Below are 21388 nucleotides of genomic sequence, written 5' to 3'. Positions count from 1 at the left end.
GGGCAGGACGGCCGCTTCATCCGACGCGGCCGTCCCGCGCCTTGGCACTCAGGCCGCTGCCTCCATGCGTTCGCGCAGGGTGCGCGGGCGCAGGTCGGTCCAGTTGGCCTCGACGTAGGCCAGGCACGCCTCGCGGGTGTCCTCGCCGAACACGCTGTGCCAGCCCGCCGGTACGGCCGCGAAGGCGGGCCACAGCGAGTGCTGGTCCTCGTCGTTGACGAGCACGAGGTAGCGGCCGTCGGCGTCTTCGAACGGGTTGGTCATCGCTCTCTCTCCTGAACATCGGTGCCGGCCGGGGCCGGCGGGACAACGGTCGCCGGGACGAGCCCGGACAGGGTCAGTTCGGGTCGTTCCACCGCGGCGGTGAGCACGCACACCAGGTCGGCGGCGATCCGCTGCGCGGTGGCCCGGTCGAAGCAGGCCGTGGCGTACTCCAGCTCCACGTGCACCGGGGTGTCCCCGGCGGGCTCGTAGAAGCTGACGGTCAGCTCGGCCCGCACCGTGCCGGTGGGGATCTGGTCGAAGCGCAGCACGCCGTCACCGAGGTGGGCTTCCTCGTGGTGCACCACCATCACCCGCGGCCCGTCCAGGCCGGGCGCGACGGCGTCGAGCACGGCGGCGAACGGGACGTCCTGGTGGTCGAGCGCGGCCAGGTCGGTGGCCCGGACCCGGTCGAGCAGCCCGGTGAACGTCGGGTCGCCGGAGGTGTCGGTGCGCATGATGACGGTGTTGTAGAGGCAGCCGGCCAGGTCGGTCAGCGCCTCCTCGGTCCGTCCCGCGACGAGGCTGCCGATGGGCAGGTCGGTGCCGCAGCCGTACCCGGTGAGCAGGGTCGCGAACGCGGCCTGCACCACCATGAACATGCTGGTGCCGGTGCGCCGGGCCAGCTCGTCGACGCCGCGGTGCAGGTCGGCGTCGAGCAGGAACTCGACCGTCTCGCCGCGCCGCGAGACGACGCCGTTGCGGGCGCGGTCGGCGGGCAGGTCCAGGTCCGGTAAACCCGCCAGGGTCTGGCTCCAGTACGCCAGCTGCCGCGCGTGCCGGCTCGCCGGGTCTTGCGGTTCACCGAGCAGCGCGTACGCCCACCGCGTGTAGTCGGCGTAGTCGACCGGCAGCGGCTCCCACGCGGGAGCGACCCCGTTGCCGCGTGCCGCGTAGGCGGTCGCCAGATCGCGCAGCAGCGGGACCACCGACCACTCGTCCACGCCCAGGTGGTGCGTGGTGAGTAGCAGCGCCCGCTGGGGCGTGCCGTGCTCGTCCGCGCCGATGACCAACCGGGCCCGCAACGGCGGCTGGGCGGTCAGGTCAACGGTCTCCCGGGCCAGCGCGTCGAGGCGCTGTGCCAGCGGAGTGCCGTCGTCGGCGACGGGTTCGAGGACACGCTGCCCGAGTGCGCTGTGCAGCGTGCCGTCTGAGCCGGTCACGGTGTGCAGCGGCTGGTGCCGGGTGATCACATCCCGCAGCGCCGTTTCCAGCGCGACCACGTCCAGTTCGGAGGCGGGCACCGCGAAGGCGATGTCCCAGCCGGGCTGGTCCACGGCCCGGTGCAGCCGCCACGGGTGCAACTGCACCGGCGCGAGCCGATCGGCGAGCCCGGCGGCGCCGCCCTGGCCGGTGTCGGCCGACGCCGCGCGGACCAGCTGTGGCCGGTCGGCCGCGATGGTGCGGTCGAGGCGTTCGGCCAGTTCGGCGACGGTCGGGGCGTCGAAGACGTCACGGATGGCGAGGTCCGCGCCGAGCGCGGTGCGGACGCGTCCGATCAGGCGCATCGAGGCCATGGAGTGGCCGCCGAGGTGGAAGAAGTTGTCGTGGACGCCGACCTCGGGCAGGCCGAGGACTTCCGCGAACAGTTCCGCCAGCTGGTGCTGCCGGACGGTGGCCGGCTTGGCGTCGCCGGCCAGCGAGCCCCAGTCCGGCGCGGGCAGCGCCTTGCGGTCCACCTTTCCGTTGGGGTTGACCGGCAGCGGCCCGTCGAGGACCACCACCAGCGATGGCACCATGTACTCGGGCAGCACCGCGCCGACGTGTGCGCGCAGCGCCGCCGGGTCGGCGGGGCCGTCGGGCGACACGTACGCGACGAGCCTGGTGGTGTCGCCGGTGCGGTCGGCGACCACGGCGGCCTGACGGACCGTCTCGTGCCCGGCGAGCACCGCCTCGATCTCGCCCGGCTCGATGCGGAAGCCGCGGATCTTCACCTGGTTGTCGGCCCGGCCCAGGAAGTCGATGTCGCCGCCGGCCTTCCAGCGGGCCCGGTCGCCGGTGCGGTACATGCGCGCCCCCGGCCCGGCGAACGGATCGGCGACGAAGCGCTGTGCGGACAGGCCGGGCTTGCCGAGGTAGCCGCGGGCCAGGCCGCGCCCGCCGACGTACAGCTCGCCGACGACGCCGACCGGGACCGGCCGCAGCCGCTCGTCGAGGATGTAGGCGAGGGTGTTCGGGTCGGGGCGGCCGATCGGCACCGGCGCGTCCCAGTCGGGCACGGCCCGCCACAGGGTCGAGTTGACCGTGGCCTCGGTGAGGCCGTACGCGGCGAACAGCTTCAGGTGGCCGGCCCAGCGGTTGATCAGGCCGGCGGGCACCGTCTCCGTGCCGACCAGCACGCACAGCCCCTCGGGCAGGTCGGCGTCCGGCGGCAGGATGGAGACCAGCGACGGCGGCAGGATCGCGTGGGTGACGCCGTGGGCGTACAGCAGCTGCGACAGCGCCGCGCCGGGTGTGCGGGCCTCGTCGGGGGTGATGACCAGCGCGGCTCCGGTGCACAGGGCCATCGACACCTCGAACGCGAACACGTCGAAGCCGATCGAGGCGAATTGCAGCACTCGGCTGTCGGCTGTCACACCCATCGGGTCGACGGCGGTCTCGACCAGGCTGCCGATGCCCTCGTGCGACACCGTCACGCCCTTGGGGCGGCCGGTGGAGCCGGAGGTGTAGATGACGTAGGCGGCGTGGTCCAGGCCCTTCGGCGCGGGCAGCACCGGGCGTACCGGGGTCACGTCGGTGATGTCGTCGAGGACCAGCACCGGCGCGGCCGTCTCGGGCAGCAGGCCCTTGGCCTTGCCCGTGGTCACCACCAGTGCCGCGCCGGAGTCCTCGATCATGTAGGCGAGGCGGTCGGCCGGGTGGTTGAGGTCCAGCGGCAGGAACGCGGCGCCCAGCCGGTTGACGGCGAGCACGGTCACGATCGTCTCCAGCGAGCGGGGCACGGCGACGCCGACCACGCTCTCAGGGCGTACGCCCTGGTGGGCCAGGACCCGGGCGAGCCGCCCGGCGCGGGCGGCCAGCTCCACGTAGGACACCTCGCGCTCGCCGTCGACGACCGCGACGGCTTCCGGGGCGCGGGCCACCCGCAGCGCGAACGCCTCGGGCAGCGTCAGCTCGGCCACCGTCCGCGCGGTCGCGTTGAACCCGCGCAGCACCTGGTCCAGCTCGCCGTCGACGAGCAGGTCGAGATCTGCCAAGGGCAGGTCGGGCGTCGCGCAGACGGCCTCGGCCAGCCGCGCCAGCCGCCGCCCGAGCAGCTCGACCGTGTCCCGGTCGAACAGCGCGCTGCGGTACGTGAGCAGGCACTCCAGCTCGTCTCCCGCGCCTTCGAGCACCTCGACGACCAGGTCGAACCGGGCCGTGGTGGTCTCCAGCGGCTCGTCGGAGCAGTCCACGCCGGACAGCCCGGACCAGTCCCCGGCATGGTTGCGGTGTACGACCATGACCTGGAACAGCGGGTTGCGTCCGGGCGAGCGGGCCGGGTTGACCGCCTCCACGACCGCGTCGAACGGCACGTCCGCGTTGGCGAACGCGGCCAGGTCGGTTTCGCGGACCCGGGCCAGCAGTTCGGTGAACGACGGCGATCCGGACAGGTCGGTGCGCAGGACGAGGGTGTTGACGAAGAACCCGACGAGGTCGTCCAGGCCTTCCTCGCCACGGCCCGCGATGGGCGCGCCGAGCGGGATGTCGTCGCCCGCGCCGAGGCGGTGCAGCAGGGTCGCGGCCAGCGCGTGCGCGGCCATGAACATGCTCGCCCCGGACTGCGATACCAGCTCGCGCAGGCGGGCCCCGGTCGCGGCGGGCAGGGTCAGGGTGACCGAGCCGCCGCGGGCGTCCGGGGTCGCCGGACGGGCCCGGTCGGTGGGCAGGGTCAGCTCCTCGGGTGCCCCGGCCAGGGCCTGGCGCCAGTGGGCGAGCTGCCGCGCGGCGAGGCTGGCCGGATCGGACGGGTCGCCGAGCAGGTCGCGCTGCCAGAGCGTGTAGTCGGCGTACTGCACCGGCAGCGGCGTCCACGACGGCGCATGTCCGGCGAGGCGGGCCTCGTACGCCGTGGCGAGGTCGCGCAGGAACGGCCCGTCGGACCACTCGTCGGTGGCGATGTGGTGCAGCAGCAGCGCCAGCACGTGCTCGTCCGGTCCGGCCTCGATCAGCGTGCCGCGCACGGGCAGCTCGCTCGCCAGGTCGAACGGGCGCGCCAGCACCGCGTCCACCAGCCGTGCCACGGCCTTCGCCGGGTCGTCCGCCTCCCCGGCAGGCGGGGCCAGGCGGGCGACCTCGGCGGCCGGCGCCAGGTCCAGCACGGGGCGGGCCTGGTCGGCGGGCAGGATGCGCTGCGACGGCTCACCCTCGACCTCGCTGAACACGGTGCGCAGCGATTCGTGCCTGGTCACCACGTCGTGCAGGGCGTCGTGCAGCGCCGCCCGGTCCAGCGGCCCGCGCAGGCGGACGACCAGCGGGAAGTTGTACGCCGCCGACGGCCCTGCCAGCTGCTCCAGCAGCCACAGCCGCTGCTGGGCCGCCGACAGCGGCAGCTTGCCCTCGCGGGGGCGGGCGACCAGCTCGGCCCGCGCGGCCGAAACCGCCGGGTCGATGCGCGCGGCGAGCTGCGCCACGGTCGGGGCCTCGAACAGGTCCCGGATGGACAGCTGCGCGCCCAGCGCGGTCCGGGCCCGGCTGACCAGGCGGATCGCCAGCAGCGAGTGGCCGCCCAGGTCGAAGAAGCTGTCCTCGACGCCGATCGCGGGCAGGCCCAGCAGCTGCGCGAACAGCTCGCACAGGGTCTGCTCGGCGGGCGTGGCCGGCGGGCGGCTCGCCGCGCCGGTGAGCACGGTCGCCTTGGGCAGGGCGCGTACGTCGAGCTTGCCGTTGACGGTCAGCGGCAGCCGCTCCACGGCCATCAGGGCCGCGGGCACCATGTAGTCGGGCAGCGTGCGCTTGAGGTGCTCGCGCAGTGCGGGCAGCACGACCTCGTCGGCGCCGTCCCAGCCGGGGCCGCGTACGACGTAGCCGGCCAGCCGCTTCGCGCCGTCACCGGAGCTGTCCACGATCACCGCGGCGTGCGCGACGGCCGGGTGGGTGCCCAGCGCCGACTCGATCTCGCCCAGCTCGACCCGGTACCCGCGGATCTTCACCTGGTCGTCGGTGCGGCCGAGGAAGTCGATGTTGCCGTCGGCGCGGCGGCGCACCAGGTCACCGGTGCGGTACATGCGCTCCCCCGGCGCGCCGAACGGGTCGGCGACGAACCGCTCCGCGGTCAGGTCCGGGCGCAGGTGGTAGCCGCGGGCCAGGCCTATGCCGGCGATGTACAGCTCACCGGGCGACCCCGGCGGCACCTCGCGCAGCATCGCGTCGAGCACGTAGGCCCGGGTGTTCCAGATCGGCGCGCCGACGGTCGGGCTGTCGCTGTCCAGTGTGCCGCCGCCGAGGGTGTTGATCGTGTACTCCGTCGGCCCGTACAGGTTGTAGCCCAGGGTGCCGGGGGTGTCGCGCAGCGCGGCCCAGACCGCGTCCGAGACGGCCTCGCCACCGAGCAGCACCAGCGGCGGCCGGTGCCGGCCCGGCCCGTCGGCCAGCAGCCCCTCCTCGATCAGGTGCTGGGCGTACGTCGGGGTCACGTTGACGACGTCGATCCCGAACCGGTCGCAGTACGCCACCAGCGCGGGCGCGTCACGGCGCAGCTGCTCGTCGCAGACGTGCACCTCGTGGCCCTCGACCAGCCAGAGCAGTTCCTCCCACGACATGTCGAAGGCGAACGACACGGTGTGCGCGACCTTCAGGCGGCGCCCGCCCGCCGCCTCGATCACCGGGTCGAAGATGGCCTCCCGGTGGTTGAGCTGCATGTTCGTCAACCCGCGGTACGCGGTCACGACGCCCTTCGGGCGGCCCGTCGAACCCGACGTGAAGATCAGGTACGCGGGGTGGTCCAGTCGGCCCGACACCCCTGGCGCGAACAGCGGCCGCTCCGCGTCGGCGAGGTCCCCGCCGTCGTGGGCGGCCAGCTCGGCGCGGGTGTCCGCGTCGTCCAGCAGCACCAGGTTCGCCAGCCCGCCAGGGAGCCGGTCGGCCACCGTGGACGTGCTCAGCACGCACATCGGCGCGGTGTCCTCGATCATGAAGCCGAGGCGTTCGGTGGGCAGGTCCAGTTCCAGCGGCAGGTACGCCGCACCGGTGCGCAGCACCGCGAACAGCGCCACCACCATGTCCACGGTGCGTGGCAGGGCCAGTCCGACCACGGTCTCCGGGCCCGCGCCACGGGACAGCAGCAGCCGTGCCATCCGGTTGATCCGCGCGTCGAACTCGGCGTAGGTCAGGCTGAGCGCCCCGTCGACCAGCGCAGTCACGTCCGGCGTACGGGCCGCCTGCGCGGCGAGCAGGTCGGCGACGGTCAGCTCGCCGATGTCGTGCCCGGTGCGCGCCCACTCGGCGGTCTGCGCGGCGCGCTCGGCGGGCAGCAGCAGATCCAGCTCCCGCACCGGCGCGTCCACGTCGGACACCAGCCGGTCCAGCACCGCCAGCAGCCGGTCCAGCACCGCCTGGGCGGTCGGGCCGTCGACGATGTCGGGCCGGTGGTCCAGCGCGACCCGGATGGCCCGCTGCGGCGTCACCACCAGCGTCAGCGGGTAGTGCGTGGCGTCCACGCCGTCGACGGCCTCGATGCCGTGCCTGGCCCGCAGGTCGGCGCTGCCGTCCTCGTCCACGAAGTTCTGCAGCACGTACAGGGTGTCGAACAGGGTCGCGTGCCCGCTGTCGCGCTGCACCTGGCCAAGCCCGACATGGTCGTACGGCATCAGCGCCAGGCGCTGGTCCTGGACCCGGCGCAGCAGGTCGCCGACCCGCTCGCCGGGCACGGGCGCGATCCGCATGGCGACGGTGTTCAGGAACAGGCCGATGACGTCCTCGACCCCTTCGACCTCGCTGTGCCGACCGGCGACGGTCATGCCGAAGACCGCGTCCGGGCGGCCGGTCAGCGCGCCCAGGGTCAGGCCCCAGGCCGTGGTCAGCACCGTGTTCAGGGTCAACCCTCGGGCGCGCGCCACCTGGCGCACCCGGTCGCTGACGTCTTCGGGCAGCCGGGCCTCGACGCGCTGCGGCACGGCCGGGGCCGGGGTGCGGTCGGCCGGGCCGATCAGCGTCGGCTCGGCCAGCCCTGCCAGCGCCTCGCGCCACGCCGCGGCGGCCACCTGCTCGTCCTGCGCGGCCAGCCACGCCAGATGGTCGCGGTAGGACCCCGGCACGGGCAGGCCGGTCGCGTCGCCGTCCCGCTCGTACAGGGTGAACAGCTGCTCGACGAACAGCTCCTCGGACCAGCCGTCCCACAGGATCAGGTGGTGCGTGATGACGAGCCGGTCGCGGCCGCTCGGCATCCGGATCAGCAGCATGCGGCACAGCGGCGGCCGGGCCAGGTCGAACCTGGCCACCCGGTCGGCTGCCATCAGCTCCGCGGTACGGGCCGCGGCCTGCTCCTCGCCCAGCTCCGACAGGTCGGCCTCGGTCAGCGGCAGGTCCAGCCCGTCGGCCACGAACTGCACCGGCCGGGACACGCCCTCGCTGGTGAACCCGGCGCGCATCGCCGTGTTCCGGGCCAGCAGCACCCGGCCCGCCCGCCGCAGCCGCTCCACGTCGACGCGGTACCCGAGGTCGAACGCGTCCTGCCCGGTGTAGACGTCCAGCGTCGCGGTGTCGTAGCTGGCGTGGAAGAACAAACCCTCCTGCAGCGGCGACAGCGGCCACACCTCCGACACCGGCCCCGGGCTGACCGCCCCCAACCGCGCCATCTCATCGGCCGTCAACTCGAGCAGCAGTCCGCCGCCTGCAGTTTCGGGGAAACTGGGCGTGAGCGGCCCGCGATTCGTGCTGTTTCCCCGAATCTGCGACTCGCCCGCGGCGCTCGCGAGCCTGGACAGCGCGTCGTGCCAGAGGTCGGCGAGGTCGGTGAGGTCGGTGTCGGAAAGTGTGTCGGTGGGCCAGGTCCAGGTGGTGGTGAGGGTGGTGCCGTGGGGGCCCTCGGCGGCGACTACGTCGAGTTGCAGCAGGTGCGAGGGGGGCAGGCCGCCGTTGACCGGGGTGATCGCAGCGGACTCCGGCGCGGGCGTCCACGCGGCCCCGGTCGCCGCTGGGAAGCGGCCGAAGTAGTTGAACAGCACCTGCGGGGTCGCCAAGCGGGCCAGCAGCGGCGCGGTCTGCGCGTTGAGGTGGCGCAGCATGCCGTGCCCGATGCCGCCGTCGGGCGCCGCCCGCAGCCGCTCGCCGACGGCCGCGATCAGCGCAGCCGGGTCGGTGTCCGCGACCGGCAGCCGCACCGGCTGGACGCTGGTGAACCAGCCGACGGTGCGGGACAGGTCCAGGTCCGGTTCGAGCTGCTCACGACCGTGGCGCTCCACGTCGACGAGCAGCTCGCCGGCCACCCGGCCGTGCCGCTCCTGCCAGCCGCGCACGGCCGTGGCCAGTGCCGCGAGCAGCCCGTCGGTGATCTCGCCGCCCAGCGCGGGCACCGCCGCCAGCAGCGACGCGGTCACGCCGGTCGGCAGCGCGGTGATCCGGCTGGTGACGCTGCCGGTCGTACCCGCGCCGGAGTGGGCCTCGGCAGACCCGCCTGCGACCGTGGCCGCGCCGGCAGACGCCGCAGCGGCGGCCGGGTCGGCGGGCAGGACCGTGCCCGGGAGCAGGTCGGCGCCGGGGGCGAGGGTTTTCGCCCAGTGCTCCAGCTCGGCCAGGCGCTGCGGCTGCTGCGCCTGCGCGGTGACGGCCTGCGCGAACCGGCGCAGTGACGTGTCCACGGGCGGCAGCGCCGGCACGGTGCCCGAGGTCGCGGCAAGCCAGGCGGACGCCAGGTCCTCGAAAAGGATTCGCCAGGACACCCCGTCGACGGCGAGGTGGTGCACGACCAGCAGCAGCCGGCCCGGCCGGTCACCCGCGTCGAACCAGACCGCGCGCAGCATGCTGCCCGCGTCCGGGTCGAGCAGCGCGGCGGCCGACGCGGCGTGCTCCGCCAGCAGCTCCGGCAGTGCGGTGTCGTCCACTCCGGACACGTCGACGCGGACCAGCACGTCCGTGGCGGTGGCCGTGTCGGCGGGTTCGGTGCGCAGGGTCCACAGCACGGATGCGATGCGCTGCAGGCGCAGCCGCAGGCCGTCGTGGTGGTCGAGCACCGACTGCAGCGTCGCGGCGATGGACCGCTGGTCCGCCCCGGCCGGGGTGACCAGCAGCATCGGCATCGTGAACCGGTCGACGGCCGCGCCGGTGTCGCGCAGCCAGTGCACGATCGGCAGCAGCGGCACGTCACCGATCCCGTCGCCCGCCGGCGCGGCCGCTGCCGGACGTGCCGACGTGCCTGCCCCCGCCGAGCCCGGAGCCGAGGCGGGGGAAGGCATGCCCGCGGGGTTCCACAACTCGTGGGTTGTGGCCACAACTTCTGGGTTGTGGCGCTGCGCGGCGACACCTGCCGCGGTGGCGAGGTCGGCCAGGCGGCGCGGGGTGCGGGCGGCGAGCACGTCGCGTGGGCTGACCGGCAGTCCGGCCCGGCGGGCGCGGCTGGACACCCCGATGGACAGGATGCTGTCTCCGCCGAGGGCGAAGAAGTCGTCGTCCGGTCCGACCGCCGCAGTCCCGAGGACCGCCCCGATGATCTGGCACAGCACCGCCGCCGGTCCGGTCACGGCCTCCGCGGTGATCGTCCGACTTGCCTGGCACTCGTGCGTATCTTGACCGTGCTTACCCCCACATGCCTGGCAAGTCGGGTGGTCAAGGGCGGCCGGGCGGGGGGCGGGCAGGGCGGCGCGGTCGAGTTTGCCGCTGGGGGTGCGCGGGAGCGCGTCGAGGATCACGAAAGCGGCGGGGACCAGGGCCGCGGGCAGCGCGGCGGTGGCGGCGTCGCGGAGCGCGGCCGGGTCGAGGGCCCGCCCGACCGCCGGGACCGGGTAGGCGACGAGCTGGACGGCGCCGGGGCCGTCGGTGCGGGCGATCACGGCGGCCTGGGCGACGTCGGGGCGGGCGAGCAGCCACGACTCGACATCGGCCGGGTCGATGCGTACCCCCCGGATCTTGATCTCGTGGTCGGTGCGGGCCAGGTAGGTCAGCGTCCCGTCGGGACGGCGGACGACCAGGTCACCGGTGCGGTACATGCGCTCGCCGGGCGCGCCGGCCGGGTCGGCGACGAAACGCGACGCCGTCAGGGCGGCGCGGCCGAGGTAGCCGCGGGCCAGCTGCGCGCCGGAGACGTAAAGCTCGCCGGGCACGCCCACGGGCACCGGGCGCAGGCAGTCGTCGAGCACGTGCAGGCCGGTGCCGGCGACCGGGCCGCCGATGGGCACGGCGGCGCCGTGCTGACCGTCGTTGGGCCACCAGGTGACCTGCACGGCGGTCTCGGTGGGGCCGTAGAAGTTGTCCAGGCGGGTGCCGGTCGCCTGCGCCCAGCGCCGGGCCAGGTCGCCGGTCAGCGCCTCGCCGCCGCAGGAGACCCAGCGCAGGTCGCGGGCCCATGAGCGGTCCGCGAGCACGTCGTCGGCGAGCAGGAACGCCTCCACCATGGACGGCACGAACGTCGCGGCGCTGACCCGGTGCGTACGCATCAGCGCGGCCAGCTCGGCCGGGTCGTGCTGCGCGCCGGGCTCCGGCAGCACCACCGCCGCGCCGGCGGTCAGCGGCCAGAACAGCTCCCAGACCGAGGTGTCGAAGGTGGCCGGGGCGAGTTGCAGCATCCGGTCGCCGGTGTGCAGCCCGAAGACGCGCTGCGACCATTCCAGCTGACTGCCGATCGCCCGGTGCGTGACCAGCACGCCCTTGGGCCGCCCGGTCGAGCCGGAGGTGTAGATGACGTACGCGGGGTGCTCGGGGTCCACGGCGGCGGGCGTGCCCGCGGTCTGCTCGGTCCCGGCGAGCACATAGGACAGCCCGGCCCGCCGGGGCAGGCGGGAGAGCAGGTCCGGGGTGGTCACCACGGTGGTCGCCCCGGCGTCGGCGAGCACGGCGTCCAGGTTCGGCTGCGCCGGGTCGACCGGCAGGTACGCGGCCCCGGAGTACAGCACGCCGAGCATGGCGGTGACCTGCCGGGCCGAGCGCGGCAGCGCGACCGCGACGACCTGCTCCGGCCCGGCTCCCCGGGCGCTCAGGCGGGCCGCCAGCGCCGCGGCCCGGCCGGTCAGCGTCGCATAGCTGAGCTGCTCGTCGGCCGCGATGACGGCGATCGCGTGCGGGGTGCGCGCGGCCTGCGCGGCGACCAGCGCGGCCAGCCCCGTGCCGGTCTCGGTCGCGGGCTCGCCACGCAGCGGCTCCGGCGCGCCGCCGAGGTCGACCGCGCCCGCGGCCAGGTCCGGCCTGGTGAGCACGGCGTCGAGCAGCGCGGGCAGCCCGGCGCGCAGCCGCGCCAGGGTCGTCGCGGGCAGGCGCGCCGGGTCGTGTTCGATGACCAGTGACAGCTCGCCGCCCGGGGTGGCCAGCAGGCTGACCGGGTAGTGCGTGGCCTCGCGGTAGGACACGTCTGCCACCCGGACCGTGCCGGAGGCGTCGCGCAGCTCGCCGTCGGCGGGCAGGTTCTCCACGGTGACGAGGCTGTCGAACAGCTCGCCGCCGCCCGCCAGGCGCGTGATCGCGGTCAGGCCCAGGTGCTGGTGGTCCAGCAGCCCGGTCTGCGCCTGGGCGAGCCGGAGCAGCACGTCGCGCAGCGGCTCGTGCGGAGTCCAGCTCACCCGGACCGGGACGGTGTTGATGAACAGGCCGATCATCGACTCGACACCGGGGGTGTCGCCGTCGCGGCCGGACACGGTGCTGCCGAACAGCACGTCACGCCGTCCGGTGACGCGGCCCAGCAGCAGACCCCAGACGGCGTACAGCAGGGTGCTCGCGGTCACGCCGTGTGCCCGCGCGGCCGCGGTCAGCCGCGCGCCCGTGCCGTCGGCGACGGGCACCGCCACCTGGATCGCCTCGGCGTCCGCCGGCACCTGGGCGGGGGCCGGTCCCGCCGGCTCGGCGGCCTGCGGGTGCGCGGCCCCGGACTCCGGCACGACGAGCGTCGGCCCGTCCACGCCGGACAGCGCCAGGCGCCAGGCGTCCTCCGCCGCCGCCTGGTCGCGGTCCGCGAGGCGGCGCAGGTGCTCGCGGTAAGGCGTCACGGCGGGCAGCCGGACGGCGACGTCACCGGTGGCGTACAGCGCCATCAGCTCGCGCAGCGCGACAGTGGCCGACCAGCCGTCGGTGACGATGTGGTGGTGTGTGAAGACCAGGGTGTGGCGGTCGCCGCCGTGGTCGATCAGCAGGTGGCGCACCAGCGGCGCGACGGCCGGGTCGAAGACGGCGGCCTTCTCGTCGGCGAGGATGTGCGCGAACAGCTCCGCGGCGGGCCCGGCGTCCATCCGGGACAGGTCCACCTGCCGCCACGGCGCGACGGCGGTCGCGGAGACCGCCTGGACGAGGCGGCCGTCGGCCAGCTCGTGGAACGAGGCGCGCAGCGGCGCGTGCCGGGCGACGATCGTGTCCACGGCCCGGCGGACCGCGTCGGCGTCGACCGGCCCGTGCAACTCCACCACCTGCTGCACCTGGTAGCTGCCGTCACCGGTGTACGCGTGGAACAGCAGCCCCTCCTGCAGCGGCGACAGCGGCAGCACGTCGTCGAGGCCCGGCACCAGGGCGGCGAGCCCGTCGACGTCGGCCTGGCACAGCTCGACCAGCGGGAAGTCCGACGGGGTGTGGCCGCCCGCGCCCGGCACGGCGGCGGCCTGCGCCAGCTCGCCCAGCGCGGCGAACCAGCCCTCGGCCAGCTCGCGCACCGCGTCGTCGCCCAGCAGATCCGCCGGGTACGCCCAGGTCACCCCGAGCGACGGCCCGTCCGGTCCCTCCTGCGCGAACGCGTTGACCTCCAGCGTGTACGGCGCGACCGGCATCGCGGCGTCGTACCCGCCGGCCAGCATGCCGACGCCGGGCAGCGCGGTGAAGTCGCCGGTCTCCTCGACGCCGAAGCGGCCCAGGTAGTTGAAGCCGATCTGGGGTTGCGGCAGCGCGGCCAGCAGCGGCGCGGTCTCGGCGTTCAGGTGCCGCAGCAGGCCGTATCCGACGCCGTGGTCGGGCAGGGCGCGCAGCCGCTCCTTGAGGTGCTGGAGCGCCGCGCCGAGGTCGTCGGGGTCGGGGCCGAGGTCCAGGCGCACCGGGAAGATGCTGGTGAACCAGCCCAGGGTGCGGGACAGGTCCGCGCCGGGCACGACGTCCTCCTCGCGGCCGTGGCCTTCGAGGGCCACCAGCACCGGCGGCGTCGCCGTGTCCCGGGCGGCACGCCACCGGCTGACGGCCGTGGCGAGCGCGGTGAGCAGCACGTCGTTGACGCCCGCGTGCCAGGTCGCGGGCACGGTGGTCAGCAGTGGCGCGGTCTGCGCCGCGGGCAGGTGCAGGGTGAGGCGGCGTACGGACGCCAGGTCGCCGACCGGGTCGAGGGCGCGGTGCGACAGTGCCGGGTCGTCGCCGGTGAGCATGCCGGTCCACAGGTCCAGCTCGGCGAGCCGGTCGGGGTGTTCGGCGGCGGCGGTGAGCTGCCGCGCCCAGGTGCGCAGCGGGGTGCCGATCGGGGCGAGGCGGGGCAGGCGGCCCGCGGCGGCGTCGGCGTACGCCGCGGCGAGGTCGGGCAGCAGGATGCGCCAGGTCACCCCGTCGACGATCAGGTGGTGCAGCATGACCAGCAGGTGGCCGGGGGCGTCGGCTCCGGCGTCGAGCCACACGGCCTGGAACATCACGCCGCCGACCGGGTCGAGCCGCTGCCCGGCCTCGTGCGCGGCCGCGTCCAGCCGCGCTCGCAGCGTGTCGCCCGACAGCGGTCCCGCCGCTCCAGCCTGGTCGACGCTCGACCGTCGGATGTCGGCGGGCTCCGGGGCGGAGTCGAGCGCCGGCTCCGACGCGCCGGTCAGGTCGATGCGGTGCAGGTGGGAGGCCGCGGTGACGGCTCCGGGCGCGGCCACGGTCAGTCGCCCGGCACGGCCGGGCGCGGCCCGGTCCAGGCGGGAGCGCAGCACGTCGTGGCGGTCGGTGACGGCCTGCAGGGCGGCGGCCAGGGTCTGCCGGGTCGCGCCGGCGGGTACGCGTACCGCGAGCCACTGGCTGAACGCGTCGATCTCGCCGCCGCAGCCGTCCAGCCAGGACATGATCGGCGTGAGCGGCAGCTCGCCGACACCGGCGAGGGGGTCGTCGGCGCGGGCCGGGTCCGCGGCGACGGCGACCCGGGCCAGCCGGGCGACGGTGCGCTGCTCGAAGACCTGCCGCGGGGTGACGGTCAGCCCCGCGCGGCGGGCCGCGATGACGAGCTGGATGGACACGATGCTGTCGCCGCCGAGGGCGAAGAAGTCGTCGTCGACCCCGACGCCGCTCAGCCCGAGCACCTGGTCGTAGAGGTCGCACAGCAGCTGCTCGCGGGCGTCGCGGGCGGCCTGCCCGCCGGTCAGCGCGGTGAAGTCGGGCGCGGGCAGCGCGGCCCGGTCCAGCTTGCCGCTGGTCGTCACGGGCAGCCGGTCCAGCACCACCACGGCGGCGGGCACCATGTGCTCGGGCAGGAAGCCCTGCGCGTGCGCCCGCAGCTCGGCCGGGTCCGCGGCCCGCCCGTCCCGGGCCACCACGTACCCGACGAGCCTGGTGTCGCCGGGCCGGTCCTGCCGGGCCACGGCCACCGCCTGGCCGACGCTGTCGTGCTGCAGCAGCACCGACTCGACCTCGCCCAGCTCCACCCGGTACCCGCGGATCTTCACCTGGTCGTCGGTGCGGCCGGTGAAGTCCAGCCGGCCGTCGGGCAGCCAGCGCACCAGGTCACCGGTGCGGTAGAGCCGCTCGCCGGGGTCGCCGAACGGGTCGGCGACGAACCGGGTCGCGGTCAGGCCGGGCCGGTTGAGGTAGCCGCGGGCCAGGCCGGGGCCGCCGAGGTACAGCTCGCCCAGCTCGCCGACGGGCACCGGGCGCAGCGCGGCGTCGAGCACGTAGCAGCGGGTGCCCGGGTCGGGCACGCCGATGGGCACGCTGCCCAGCGGATCCATGTCGGGGTCGCACAGCCCGAGCGTCGAGTTGACGGTCGCCTCGGTCGGCCCGTACGCGTTGAACATCTCGCGGCCGCGGGCGAACCGGGCCACCAGCGCGGTCGAGATGCGCTCGGTGCCGGCCAGCAGCGTCGCGCCCTCGGGCAGGTCGCAGCCCTCGGGCAGGGCGGCCAGCAGCGCCGGGGGCAGGATCAGGAAGGTGATGCCGTGGGCGCGGGCGTAGTCGGTCAGCTCCGGGCCGGGCACGCGGCGCTCGGCGGGCACGACGACCAGCCGCGCCCCGGTGAGCAGGCCCAGGCACAGGTCGAAGAAGGCGACATCGAAGCTCGGCGAGGCGAACTGCAGGACCCGGCTGTCCGGCCCGACGCCGAGCCGGTCGGTGGCCGTGGCCAGCAGCTTCACCACACCGGCGTGCGACACGACGACGCCCTTGGGCCGCCCCGTCGAGCCGGAGGTGTAGATGACGTACGCGGCCCCGAGCGGGCTCAGCGGCCCGCCCCGGTCGTCATCGGACGGCGTGGACTCCGGCGACGCGGCCAGCTCGGCCCGGGTCGCGACATCGTCGAGCACCAGCAGCGGCGCGGCCGCACCCTGGGCCGGGTCGGCCTGGTCCGGCCGGGCGGCCGCCAGTTCGTCCCGCCCCGGCAGGACGGGAGCGAGGTCGGCGGTCGTGACCAGGCACACCGGGCGCGCGTCGGCCACCATGTACGCGATGCGCTCGGCCGGGTAGTCGGGGTCGAGCGGCAGGTAGGCAGCGCCGGCCTTGAGCACGGCGACCTGCGCGACGATCATCTCCGCGGAGCGGGGCAGGCACAGGCCCACCACGCGCTCCGGTCCCGCGCCGCGCGCGATCAGCGTGTGCGCGAGCCGGTTCGCGGCCGCGTCGAGCTGGCCGTAGGTGAGGCTGGTCTGCTCGAACACCAGCGCGATCGCATCGCCCCGCCGGGCGACCTGGTCGGCGAACAGCTCCGGCCAGGTCACCGGCGGTTGCCCGCAGGCGGTGTCGTTCCACGCCACGAGGATGCGGTGCAGCTCCTCGTCCGATGCGGGCTGGGACACGGTCTCGATCACGGGGAGACACCTTTCGGGGGCGGTACGGGTGGCGCGGTGGTAGCGGTGGGACGGGTGCTCAGCCGAGCAGCGGGACCAGCTGGTCCAGCGCGTACGGGATGCTCAGCACCGTGCCGAAGGACAGCGCGGCGCCCAGCGGCGGCGTCTCGTACGGCAGGAACACGGCCCGGTTCTCCTTGGCGACCTTGAGCGTGGTGTAGACCTTGTCGGCCTTGACGGTCTTCTCGGTGGACGCGTCGGCGGTGAGGAAGACCAGCTTGTCCACATCGATCAGGTCGAGCCGCTCGGAGCCGATCTCGGCGGCGTACTCGCTGCCCGCGGCCTTGACGATGGCCTCCGGCACGGTGAAGCCGAGCTGCGTGAGCAGCACGACCTTCGGGTCGCTGGGCGCGAACACGGCGTACTTGCCCGGCTCGTAGGGCTCGACCACGGCCACCGTCTTGCCGGCGAACTGCGGGTTCTTGGTCTTGAGGTCGGTCAGCCGCTGGTCGATCGCGGCGATCAGCTGCGCGGCCTTGGCGGACTGCCCGAGCGCCCGGCCCGCGTGCATGGTCATCTCCTGCCACGGCGCGCTGTAGTCGTCGTAGCCCTTGACCTGCGCCACGGTCGGCGCGATCTGGGTGAGCTTGGTGTACTGCTCCTGGCTCATGCCCGAGTACATGCCGATGATCAGGTCGGGGTTCAGCGCCGCGATCTTCTCCAGGTTGTAGTCGTCGCGTTCGCCGACGACCTCGGGAGCCTTGCCGGCCCACAGCGGCTGCGCCCACGGCCACTTGCCGTAGGGGCGCTCGCCGAACCAGTCGATGGCGCCGACCGGCACGATGCCCAGGGCGAGCACCGGGTCCTGGTCGCTGAGCCCGAGGGTGACCACGCGGGTCGGGGCCTTGTCGATGACGGTGTCGCCGTACTTGTGCGCCACGGTGACGGGGAAGGTTGCGCCCTGAGCTGCGGAACCGCTCGGCGCGGGCGTCGCGGCCGGGCCACCGCCGCAGGCGGTGAGGGCCAGCGCGGCCACGGCGAGCGCCGCGGTCATGCGGCCGGTGACCGACCACATGCGACGTGCGCGCACCGGGTCGGCGTGCTTCGGCAGGGTGGACATGACTTCCCCTCGACGTGGGTGGGCAACTGAGGGGATGGTAAAGTAAGGCTAACCTAATTTCAAGATTCGTAGCTTTTGCCCAGCTCATGCCCGGTCGTGCAGTAAGGCAAGGCTCACTTAAGATGACGGTCATGAGGTCGACGTGACCCCCGCTCCCCCGCCACCTGCCCCGCTGCGCCGCGCCGCCGCGTACCTGCCCGCGGCCGCGCTGCTGCTGGCCGTGCTGTGCCTGCTCTCGCTGGCCTTCGGCAGCCGCGCCGTCCCCCTCGGACAGGTCGCCGACGCGCTGCTCGACCGCGCCCGCGTCGATCCCCAGATCGAGGCCATCGTCTGGCACGTGCGGATGCCGCGCACCGCCGCCGGGCTGCTCGTCGGCGCGGCCCTCGGCCTGGCCGGCGCGCTCATGCAGGGCCTGACCCGCAACCCGCTCGCCGACCCCGGCCTGCTCGGGGTCAGCGCCGGGGCCTCGTTCGCCATCGTGCTCGCGGTCGCCGCGTTCGGCGGGAGCACCGCACCCACCGACCTCATCTGGTACGCGTTCGCAGGCGCGCTCGCCGGCGCGGTCAGCGTCCACCTGCTCGGCGGCCTGGGCCGCGGCGGCGCGACCCCGGTCAAGACGGCGCTGGCCGGCATCGCGGTGACGTTCCTGCTCGGCTCGTTCACCAGCGCCCTGGTGCTGCGCAACCCGCTCGCGCTGGACCGGTTCCGGTTCTGGGCCGCCGGCTCGCTCACCTCCGCCGACGCCGCCACGCTGTGGCAGGTGACCCCGCTGCTGGCCGCCGCGGCGGTGCTCGCCCTGGCCACCGCACCCGCGCTGAACAGCCTCGCCCTCGGCGAGGACGTCGCCGCAGCGCTGGGCCGCCGCGTCGGCCTGATCCGGCTGCGGGCCACCCTGGCCATCACCGTGCTGGCCGGCACCGCCGTCGCGCTGGCCGGGCCGATCGTCTTCATCGGCCTGGTCACCCCGCACCTGGCCCGCATGGTCACCGGCCCCGACCACCGGCGCATCCTCGCGCTGACCCTGCTCGGCGCGCCATGCCTGCTGATCGCGGCCGACGTGCTCGGCCGTGTCGTCGCCCGCCCCGAGGAGATCCAGGCCGGCATCGTGGTCGCGTTCCTCGGCGGCCCGTTCTTCATCGCCCTGGCCCGCCGCCGACGCCTGGCCGAGATGTGAACGCCGTGACACCTCCGGTCCCCGGCGCGCCGACGCCCACCGTCCTGGCCGACCCGTATGCGGCTGGTCCGGTCCCGACGACCGGCGACCGGTCACGGACCGCCCTGCACCGGTCCTTGTTCGGCCTTCCGCTGCGCCCACGCCTGGCCGTCATGTGCGTCGTCACGGCGCTCGCCGCGTTCGCCGTGTTCTGCCTCGGCCTGGCGCTCGGCGACTACCCCGTGCCGCTGGTGGACGTGGTGCCGGCGCTGTGGCGCTCCGGTGCGCGCGGCACCGTCTTCGTCGTGCACGAGGTGCGGCTGCCCCGCGCGCTGACCGGAGTGCTGGTCGGCGCGGCGTTCGCGGCCTCCGGCGCGGTGCTGCAGGCGATCACCCGCAACCCCCTGGCCAGCCCCGACATGGTCGGCATCAACGCCGGGGCCACCACCGCCGTCGTCGCGGGCATCGTGCTCGGCTTCGGCGACACCCTCGGCACGCCGACGCTGGGCCTGGCGGGCGGGCTGCTCGGCGCGCTCGCCGTGTACCTGCTGGCCTGGCGGCGCGGCAGCACCGGGTTCCGCATCGTGCTGGTCGGCATCGGCGTGTCCTGGATGTGCACCAGCGCCACCGACTACCTGCTCACCCGCGCGAAGATGCACCAGGCCCAGGAGGCGGTCGGCTGGCTGGTCGGCAACCTGAACGGGCGCGGCTGGGAGTCCGTACGCCCGCTGGGTGTCGCCGTCGCGGTGCTGCTGCCCGCGGCCCTGCTGCTGGCCGGGTGGAACCGCAACCTGCAGCTCGGTGACGACGTCGCCCGCGGCCTGGGCACCCCCGTGCAGCTGGCCCGCGGGCTGCTGCTGCTGGTCAGCGTCGCGCTGGTGTCGTTCGCGACCGCCGCGGCCGGGCCGGTGCTGTTCGTGTCGCTGGCCGCGCCGCAGATCGCGCAGCGGCTGGCCCGGCTGTCCGCACCGCCGGTGCTGCTGTCCGCGCTGACCGGGGTCCTGCTGGTGTCCGGCAGCGACCTGCTGGCCCGGCGCCTGCTCCCCGACACGGACCTGCCCGTCGGGGTGGTGACCGGGGCCATCGGCGCCGGGTTCCTGCTCCGGCTCCTGGTCCGCTCCAACCGCGCCGGCAGTGGAGGCTGACCATGACGGTGATCCGGGCCGAAGGCCTGACCCTCGCCTACGACGACCGCAACGTCGTGTCCGAACTCGACCTGCACATCCCGCCCGGCCGGGTCACCGTCGTCGTCGGGGCCAACGCCTGCGGCAAGTCGACGCTGCTGCGCGCCCTCGCCCGGCTGATGCGCCCCGAACACGGCGCGGTGCTCCTCGACGGCCGGGCCATCCACACGCTGCCGACCCGGCAGGTCGCGCGGCAGGTCGGCATCCTGCCGCAGACGCCGGTCGCGCCCGAAGGCATCAGCGTGCTCGACCTGGTCGGCCGGGGCCGCTCACCGCACCAGACCTGGTGGCGGCAGTGGTCCACCGCCGACGAGCAGGCCGTGGCCGAGGCCCTGGCCGCCACCGGCATGACCGAACTCGCCCACCGGCCCGTCGACGAGCTGTCCGGCGGCCAGCGGCAGCGGGCCTGGATCGCGATGGCCGTCGCCCAGCAGACCCCGGTGCTGCTGCTCGACGAGCCCACGACCTACCTGGACCTGGCGCACCAGGTCGACGTGCTCGACCTCGTCACCGACCTGAACCGGCGCGACGGGCGCACCGTGGTGATGGTGCTGCACGACCTCAACCAGGCCTGCCGGTACGCCGATCATCTCGTGGTGATGCGCGACGGGCGGATCGCGGCCGAGGGCGACCCGGCCGCGGTGGTGACGGCGGAGCTGGTCACCGAGGTGTTCGGGCTGGGCTGCCAGGTCGTGCCCGACCCCGTCACCGCCACCCCGATGGTCATCCCGCTCAGCCGCCACCACCCCGCCCGGACCGTCACGGCGTGACGCGCGGCGGCGGCCCCGCCGGCACCTCGGCCCGGATGTGGACGATGCCACCGCCGCCGCGCCGCGCCGCGGCATCCTGATCGCCGGTCGCCGTGACCGTGCCGGAGTCGCCGGTTGACGTGGCCGCACGGCCGCTGGTGGGCGTGGCGGCGGAGCCGCCGCGCGTCGCCGGCCACAGGGCCGCCAACATCAGCAGTCCCGACACCGGCAGCAGGTCGAGTGACACCGCCGCCGAAGCGATGCCGGCGAGCAGAACCACCGGGCTCCACCACGGCAGCCGCTTCGCGCGGGCCAGCAGGACCGACAGCACGAGCAGGCCGACGAAGAACAGCTGCGGCCCCACCTGGTACACGACCAGGTCGACGCCCGGGATGTCACCGAAGCTCTGCGACAGCTCCCGCATCCCGGCCTTGTCGGCGGCGCGCAGCCCGAACCAGATGTCCGCGCCGAACTGGACCATCGAGGCCGCGAGCCCGGCCAGGGACAGCACCACGGCGCCCGTGCGCCACGGGCCGCGCGGCAGCAGCCCGGCGAGGCTGCGGATGCCCGGCACGAACAGGACCATCCCGGCCAGCGCCAGCAGGTGCGCGGCCTGCCAGTCCAGGCCCGGCCCGTAGACCCCGTCGGACTTGCCGACGATCCGGACGAGCCCGTAGGCGGTGAGCATGAGCGGCGCGAGGAGCAGCACGACGGCTGAGGATTTCTTCACATGGTGATCCTCTGCCGGTGCGGCGTCGCCCGCCTCCGGGCCGCGCCCCGACCGCACCCCGACATCGCCGCCAGGGCATCCCCCCAGCCGCCCGCCGGACGGCCCGATCGTGCCGAGCACCGGCACCGGCCCGTACACGAAC

Annotated in this window: 7 protein-coding genes; 3 read left to right on the top strand and 4 right to left on the bottom strand. The window is 74.8% G+C overall.

What is annotated here, in order from left to right; translation table 11 throughout:
* Positions 1 to 48: 48 nt before the first annotated feature.
* Genes F6W97_RS30045 through F6W97_RS30035 form a run of 3 tightly spaced genes read right to left on the bottom strand, consistent with a single transcriptional unit; the run spans position 49 to position 17430 of the window.
* Positions 49 to 264 (bottom strand): MbtH family protein, encoded by a 216-nt coding sequence (locus F6W97_RS30045; RefSeq protein WP_155373910.1) that lies wholly within the window; start codon positions 262 to 264, stop codon positions 49 to 51.
* Positions 261 to 16331 carry a non-ribosomal peptide synthetase gene (locus F6W97_RS30040; protein WP_155373909.1) on the bottom strand — a complete coding sequence of 5357 codons (16071 nt, stop codon included), beginning with the start codon at positions 16329 to 16331 and terminating at the stop codon, positions 261 to 263. The genes F6W97_RS30045 and F6W97_RS30040 overlap by 4 nt, the downstream gene beginning before the upstream one ends.
* A gap of 58 nt (positions 16332 to 16389) precedes the next feature.
* Positions 16390 to 17430, bottom strand: coding sequence for an iron-siderophore ABC transporter substrate-binding protein (locus tag F6W97_RS30035; protein ID WP_155373908.1), 1041 nt, complete (start codon positions 17428 to 17430; stop codon positions 16390 to 16392).
* A gap of 142 nt (positions 17431 to 17572) precedes the next feature.
* On the opposite strand from F6W97_RS30035, the gene F6W97_RS30030 reads away from it, so the two are divergent.
* The 3 genes from F6W97_RS30030 to F6W97_RS30020 are packed head-to-tail and all read left to right on the top strand — an operon-like array spanning position 17573 to position 20537.
* The gene (locus tag F6W97_RS30030; protein ID WP_155373907.1) at positions 17573 to 18604 is read left to right on the top strand and encodes a FecCD family ABC transporter permease; all 1032 of its coding nucleotides are present in this window, start codon (positions 17573 to 17575) and stop codon (positions 18602 to 18604) included.
* A gap of 5 nt (positions 18605 to 18609) precedes the next feature.
* Entirely contained in the window at positions 18610 to 19728 is a 1119-nt protein-coding gene (locus F6W97_RS30025; protein ID WP_230687095.1) for a FecCD family ABC transporter permease, read from the top strand.
* 2 nt (positions 19729 to 19730) lie between these two features.
* Positions 19731 to 20537, top strand: coding sequence for an ABC transporter ATP-binding protein (locus F6W97_RS30020; RefSeq protein ID WP_155373906.1), 807 nt, complete (start codon positions 19731 to 19733; stop codon positions 20535 to 20537).
* Here the strand turns inward: F6W97_RS30020 and F6W97_RS30015 are convergent.
* The gene (locus F6W97_RS30015) at positions 20527 to 21246 is read right to left on the bottom strand and encodes a hypothetical protein (RefSeq protein ID WP_155373905.1); all 720 of its coding nucleotides are present in this window, start codon (positions 21244 to 21246) and stop codon (positions 20527 to 20529) included. The two genes, F6W97_RS30020 and F6W97_RS30015, sit on opposite strands and share 11 nt — an antisense overlap.
* Between the last annotated feature and the right edge of the window lie 142 nt (positions 21247 to 21388).

The organism is Catellatospora vulcania, assembly GCF_009720385.1.
Lineage (GTDB): Bacteria > Actinomycetota > Actinomycetes > Mycobacteriales > Micromonosporaceae > Catellatospora > Catellatospora vulcania.
This window is presented reverse-complemented; position numbering and strand designations above follow the sequence as displayed.

Bases quoted from the DNA above. Each gene is read 5' to 3' on its own strand.
- F6W97_RS30045 (WP_155373910.1), bottom strand. From the start codon at position 264: ATGACCAACCCGTTCGAAGACGCCGACGGCCGCTACCTCGTGCTCGTC.
- F6W97_RS30035 (WP_155373908.1), bottom strand. From the start codon at position 17,430: ATGTCCACCCTGCCGAAGCACGCCGACCCGGTGCGCGCACGTCGCATG.
- F6W97_RS30020 (WP_155373906.1), top strand. From the start codon at position 19,731: ATGACGGTGATCCGGGCCGAAGGCCTGACCCTCGCCTACGACGACCGC.